The sequence below is a fragment of the Erythrobacter sp. genome, from assembly GCF_023653175.1.
Lineage (GTDB): Bacteria > Pseudomonadota > Alphaproteobacteria > Sphingomonadales > Sphingomonadaceae > Erythrobacter.
Window position 1 is genome coordinate 1 of the sequence record NZ_JAMNXL010000207.1, and the last position, 5,927, is coordinate 5,927.

Consider the following 5,927-nt stretch of genomic DNA (forward strand, 5'->3'; position numbering starts at 1 on the left):
CAAGTATCCCGGTTGGGTCGAGGTGGAGTGGGCCAAGCCGACCGGCGCGGCGCTGGATGCCGTGGTCGAGAAGCTCAAGGCGCAAAAGCTCACCATCCGCAACGTGCCGCGCGGCGGCGATGCGGCAACGGGCACCTGCATCTTCACCGGCGAACCGGCGGTCGAGCGCATTCTGGTGGCGCGGGCCTACTAGGCTTGCGCCTCCGCCGGAGGGCGGGCAGAAAAGGCAGATGTTGAAACGCGCCCTGTTGCTCGCCGCCATTGCGGCCACCCCGCTCGCCGCCCAGAACCACCCTGCCGACAACGTCTCCGCCGAAAGGCTGGAGAAGGACGTCGAGAGGCTCGTCAGCTTCGGCACGCGGCACACGCTGTCCACGCAGACCGACCCCAAGCGCGGGATCGGCGCGGCAGTCGATTGGGGGCTCGAGGAGTTCCGCCGCATCGGCGCGAAGTGCGGAGGGTGCCTCGAGGTGCTCCCCGTGGGCGAGACCGTCACCGGCCCGCGCGTCCCCACGCCGACGCTGGTACGCAACGCGGTCGCGATCCAGCGCGGCAGCGAGCGGCCGAACGAGGTCGTGATCGTACAGGGCCATATCGACAGCCGCGTCAGCGACGTGATGGACGCGACCTCCGATGCGCCCGGTGCCAATGACGACGGCAGCGGCACCGCACTGGTGATCGAGGCGGCGCGGGTGCTCAGCGGCACGAAATACCCCACCACCATCATCTACGCCCTGCTTTCGGGCGAGGAGCAGGGCCTCCACGGCGGGCAGATCCTCGCCAATTGGGCCGAGGCGCAGGGCTTTACCGTCAAGGCCGTGCTCAACAACGACATCGTCGGCAATTCCTGCGGCGCGGACGGCTATTGCGAGCCCAAGATCGTGCGCGTCTTCTCCGAAGGCCCGCGCGCCGACCTGACCGACCGGTTGCGCGCCTCGCAAACGCGGTTCGGGGGTGAGAACGATTCGCCCGGACGCAACTTGTCGCGTTGGGTTGCCGACCTTGCGGCGAAGGATGCGAGCGGGCTGCAGGTGCGCCAGATCTGGCGCACCGACCGCATGGGCCGGGGCGGGGATCAGGTGCCGTTCCTCCAGAAGGGCTACCCCGCGATCCGCTTCTCGGTGGGGGTCGAGGATTATGATCACCAGCACCAGGACCTGCGGACCGAGGACGGGGTGTTCTATGGCGACACCATCGGGGAGATGGACTTTGCTTACCTCGCCGGGGTGACGAAGCTCAACGTGCGTGCATTGGACGCGCTCGCCCGCGCGCCGATGCCGCCGAAGGTGACGGTGGATGCGGCGGTGAAGACTTACACCGAAATCGAGTGGAAGCGGCCCGAGGGCGCGACCACCTTCAAAGGCTACAAGCGCCCGACAAACGCCGCCGCTTGGGATGCGGAGCTATTCGTGCAAGGCACCCCGGAAAAGCCGGGCGATCTCGGCGTGATCTTGCAAGGTGTGCGCGGCGACGACTGGCTGTTCGGCGTCGCCGCCTGCAATGGCGAATATTGCTCCCCCGTCTCCAGCGCCGTCCCCGGCGGGGCGTTCGAGCCGGTGGCAAAGGAATAACCTTCGTCATTGCGAGCGGAGCGAAGCAATCCATGAACAGGGCTCACCACGTGTGGCAACGCCAGGCCATGGATTGCCGCGTCACCTAAAGGCTCCTCGCAATGACGAAATTGATAAGCTAGGGCTTCCCCATGCCCAGACCTCCCAAGCTCCCTCAGGGAATGCCCAGCGCCCAACAGGTGCTCGACTTCATCCAGACCTCCGACATTCCCGCTGGCAAGCGCGAGATCGCCAAGGCCTTCGGCCTCAAGGGGCAGGAGAAGATCAAGCTCAAGGCCCTGCTCAAGGACATGGCCGAGGAAGGCCTGATCGACGGCAAGAAGAGCGCGTTCCACCGCATGGGCGGGGTGCCCAAGGTGACGACGCTCAAGATCGTCGCCATCGAAGACGGCGATCTGATCGCCGAGCCCGACAACTGGGATCCCGAAGCCCCCGGTAAGCCGCCGCGGCTCACGATCCGTGAACCGCGCCCGCGCCCCGGCGTGAAGCGCCCGCCTGCGCTCAAGCGCGGTGACCGGGTGCTGGCCCGCACCGAGGAAACCGAAGGCGGCTCCTGGATTGCCCATCCCATGAAAAAGCTCCCCTCGCGCACCGAGGGGCTGATGGGCGTGGTCGAGATCGACAAGACCGGTAAGGCCTGGCTCGCGCCGGTCGACAAGCGCGTGCGCCAGTCCGCGCCCATTGCCGATGTCGGCGAGGCCGAAGCGGGCCAACTCGTGATTGCCGAGCGCGTGGGCCGCTCCGACCGCGCCGGCGTCAAGGTCATCGAAGTGATCGGCGATCCGCTCGCCCCGCGCTCGTTCAGCATGATCGCCATCGCCAAGCACGGCATCCCGCACATCTTCCCCGAGGAAGTGCTGGAAGAGGCCCCGCGCGCAGCCAAGCTCAAGCTGTCGGAGAAGACCCGCGAAGACCTGCGCCACCTGCCCATCGTCGCCATCGACCCCGCCGACGCGCGCGATCATGACGACGCGATCTGGGCCGAGCCCGACGGGCAGGGCGGCTTCAACGCTGTCGTCGCCATCGCCGACGTCAGCTTCTACGTCCGCCCCGGCTCCGCGCTCGACCGCGAGGCGCGCAAGCGCGGCAACTCGGTCTATTTCCCCGACCGCGTGGTGCCGATGCTGCCCGAAGTTCTCAGCGCCGACGTGTGCTCGCTGAAAGAGGGCGAAGACCGCGCGGCAATGGCCTGCCACCTGCACATCAACGCCGACGGCAAGGTCAGCAGTTTCCGTTTCACCCGCGCCCTCGTTCGGATCGCGCACAACATCGCCTATGAGGACGCCCAGAAGGCGGTCGACAGCAGTGCTCCGCCCGAATACCTCGCCAACCTGTGGGAGGCATGGCGCGCGCTTTGTGCCGCCCGCACCGCCCGCGATCCGCTCGAACTGGAACTGCCCGAACGCCGCGTGGTGCTCGACGCCGAGGGCCGCATCGCCGAGATCGCGATCCGCGAACGCCTCGATGCGCACCGTGTGGTCGAGGATTTCATGATCGCGGCCAATGTCGCGGCGGCCAAGGCGCTGGAGGCCAAGACCGCGCCGGTCGTCTACCGCATCCACGAGCCGCCGAGCCGCGAGAAGCTGATCGCTTTGCGAGACTATCTCGCCACGATGGGCAAGAAGCTGGCGCTGGGGCAGGTGGTCACCCCCGGTCTGTTCAACCGGATGCTTAAGGACGTCACCGACGAGGCCGAAAAGGCGCTGGTGATGGAGGCGGTGCTGCGCAGCCAGACCCAGGCCTATTACGGGCCGGCGAACGCGGGGCACTTCGGGTTGTCGCTGGGCTCCTACGCCCACTTCACCTCGCCGATCCGCCGCTATTCGGACCTGTTGGTGCACCGCGCGCTGGTCGATGCCTACAAGCTCGAACAGCCCGCCCCGCCAGGATCGATCCCCGCCTCCAGCGGCCTTTCGGACCGTGACCGCGACTCGCTCCAGCAGGTTTCCGACGCGATCAGCCAGACCGAGCGGCGCGCGATGGAGGCCGAGCGCGACACCATCGACCGCTATGTCGCCGCCTGGCTTTCCGCGCGGGTGGGGGAGGTGTTCGACACCCGCATTACCGGGGTGCAGGCCTTCGGCTTCTTCGCCACCATCGTCGGCCTTGGCGGGGACGGGCTGGTGCCGATCTCCACCCTCGGCGGCGAATATTTCCGCCATGACGAGGCCGCGCAAGCCTTGGTGGGCACCGACAGCGGGACGAGTTTTGCCAGCGGCGACCGGCTGAAACTGAAGTTGGCCGAGGCCAACCCGCTCACCGGGTCGCTCAAATTCGTGCTGCCGGACGCCGATACGAACGCGATCGAGCCGCGCGGGAATCGTCCCGATGACCGCAAGCGCGGCCCCGGCGGGCCAAGAAAGGCGGGAAAATTCATGGTGGGCCAGCGCGGGCGACCCGGCAATATCCGCCATCAGGGCCGCAAGAAGTAGGGCGGGGGCCCAGGACCGGGGGCGACCGCGCCTAAACCGTGTGGTCGCTCTTGGTCTCGTCGTAATCGGCAGGGATGATGTAGAGCGGGCAGGGCAGGCTCCCCGCCGCGCCCGAGAAGTGCGTCACAAGCGGGCCGGGGGCTGCGCCCTTGGCTGCACCCAGCACCAGCGCCCCGACCTCGGGATGGTCGGCGAGGAACTCGCTGACGATCCGCTGCCCCTGACCGATCTTGACCGAAATCGTCGGCATGATCCCGCTTTCCGCGAGCAGATTGCCCGCGACCCCGTGCGCGAGCATCTCGGCCCGGTCACGCGCCTCGGCCTCGATCGTCGCCTGCACCGCGCCGAAAGCGCTGAAATTCTGCTGCGGCACCAGCGCCAGCAAATGCACCGCGCCGCCCACCGCCACAGCCCGGCGCGCGGCATAGCGCAGCGCCGCAGTCGCCTCTTCGCTCTCGTCGATGATGACCAGAAATGTGCGCATCGTCTCGCCCCGTTACGGCTGCGGCCTATCAATGCATTCGTATGGATTGGCAAGGGGCAGCGCTCAACTGCCATTCTGGCCCTTGCTCGCCGCTAGGGAATTGGCCAGAGAAAACCCAAGGATCGTACACGGGAGTTACAACGGATCATGGCCCTCGACATCAAGATGCCGGCTTTGTCGCCCACCATGGAAGAGGGCACGCTCGCCAAGTGGCTGGTGAAGGTGGGGGACACGGTTTCCTCGGGCGACGTGATGGCCGAGATCGAGACCGACAAGGCGACGATGGAATTCGAGGCGGTCGACGAGGGCGTGATCGCCGAGATCCTGATCGACGCGGGCACCGAGGGCGTGAAGGTCGGCGCGGTGATCGCGCGGCTGACGGTGGAGGGCGAGGAGGCAGCGCCGGCCCCGGCCCCGGCCCCTGCACCTGCCGAGGAAGTGCCCGCCGCCGATGGCCCCTCCGCTACCCCGACTGCCAAGAAGATGGCCGAGCAGGCCGGGATCGACCTTGCCGGCGTCACCGGCACAGGCCCCAAGGGCAAGATCACCAAGGAGGATCTCGAGGCCGCGATCAGCAAAGGCGGCGGCGCGCCTACTCCCGCTCCGGCGGCAGCCCCCGCGCCTGCACCGCCCCCCGTCGCTTCGGGACAGCGCATCATCGCCTCGCCGCTTGCCAAGCGGATTGCTGCCGACAAGGGCATTGACCTGTCGCAGGTCAAGGGCACCGGCCCCAATGGCCGGATCGTCAAGGAAGACGTCGAGAGCTTCACCCCTGCTGCGGCGGCGCCCGCGGCCCCGGCCCCGGCAACGAGCGCGCCTGCACCGGCCGCGAGCCCCGCGCCTGCCCCCGCCATCGAAGGCGGCGCGCCCTTCGCCGAGGAGAAGCTCTCAGGCGTGCGCAAGGTCATCGCCCGCCGCCTCACCGAGAGCAAGCAGACCGTCCCGCATTTCTACCTCACCATCGACATCCGCCTCGATCCGCTCCTGGAATTGCGCGCACAGCTCAACAAGTCGCTCGAGCCCGACGGGGTGAAGCTGTCGGTCAACGACCTGCTCATCAAGGCGCTCGCCCGCGCGCTGATCCGCGTGCCGCAGTGCAATGTCAGCTACCACGGCGACACGCTGCGCCGCTACAGCCGCGCCGACATCTCCGTGGCGGTGGCCGCCCCCTCGGGCCTGATCACGCCGGTCATCACCAGCGCCGACACCAAAGGCCTAGCCGCGATCTCGACCGAGATGAAGACGCTTGCGGGCAAGGCGCGCGACGGCAAGCTGATGCCGCACGAATACCAGGGCGGCACGGCGAGCCTCTCGAACCTCGGCATGTTCGGGATCAAGCAGTTCGACGCGGTGATCAACCCGCCGCAGGGTATGATCCTTGCGGTGGGCGCGGGCCAGCAGGCGCCCTATGTGGTGAACGGCGCGATCGAAGTGGCAACC

General features: G+C 67.8%; 4 protein-coding genes and 1 pseudogene. 4 read left to right on the plus strand and 1 reads right to left on the minus strand.

Annotation, left to right across the window (positions count from 1 at the left end; all coding sequences use genetic code 11):
- The 3 genes and pseudogenes from NBV68_RS17000 to rnr form a co-directional block, all read left to right on the plus strand.
- Positions 1 to 193 (plus strand): annotated as a pseudogene (locus NBV68_RS17000) (proline--tRNA ligase); the annotation flags it as partial.
- 37 nt (positions 194 to 230) lie between these two features.
- Positions 231 to 1,571 carry a M28 family peptidase gene (locus NBV68_RS17005; RefSeq protein ID WP_296312105.1) on the plus strand — a complete coding sequence of 447 codons (1,341 nt, stop codon included), beginning with the start codon at positions 231 to 233 and terminating at the stop codon, positions 1,569 to 1,571.
- Between the two features lie 131 nt (positions 1,572 to 1,702).
- Positions 1,703 to 4,003, plus strand: a complete 2,301-nt coding sequence (gene rnr / locus NBV68_RS17010) for a ribonuclease R (protein WP_296312106.1) — start codon at positions 1,703 to 1,705, stop codon at positions 4,001 to 4,003.
- A 31-nt stretch (positions 4,004 to 4,034) separates the two neighbouring features.
- Here rnr and NBV68_RS17015 read toward each other — a convergent pair whose 3' ends face one another.
- The gene (locus NBV68_RS17015) at positions 4,035 to 4,487 is read right to left on the minus strand and encodes a universal stress protein (protein ID WP_296312108.1); all 453 of its coding nucleotides are present in this window, start codon (positions 4,485 to 4,487) and stop codon (positions 4,035 to 4,037) included.
- A gap of 147 nt (positions 4,488 to 4,634) precedes the next feature.
- Here NBV68_RS17015 and NBV68_RS17020 point away from each other — a divergent pair.
- On the plus strand, positions 4,635 to 5,927 hold a 1,293-nt coding region (locus tag NBV68_RS17020; protein ID WP_296312111.1), incomplete at its 3' end, for a 2-oxo acid dehydrogenase subunit E2.

Bases quoted from the DNA above. Each gene is read 5' to 3' on its own strand.
- NBV68_RS17015 (WP_296312108.1), bottom strand. From the start codon at position 4,487: ATGCGCACATTTCTGGTCATCATCGACGAGAGCGAAGAGGCGACTGCG.
- NBV68_RS17005 (WP_296312105.1), top strand. From the start codon at position 231: ATGTTGAAACGCGCCCTGTTGCTCGCCGCCATTGCGGCCACCCCGCTC.
- rnr (WP_296312106.1), top strand. From the start codon at position 1,703: ATGCCCAGACCTCCCAAGCTCCCTCAGGGAATGCCCAGCGCCCAACAG.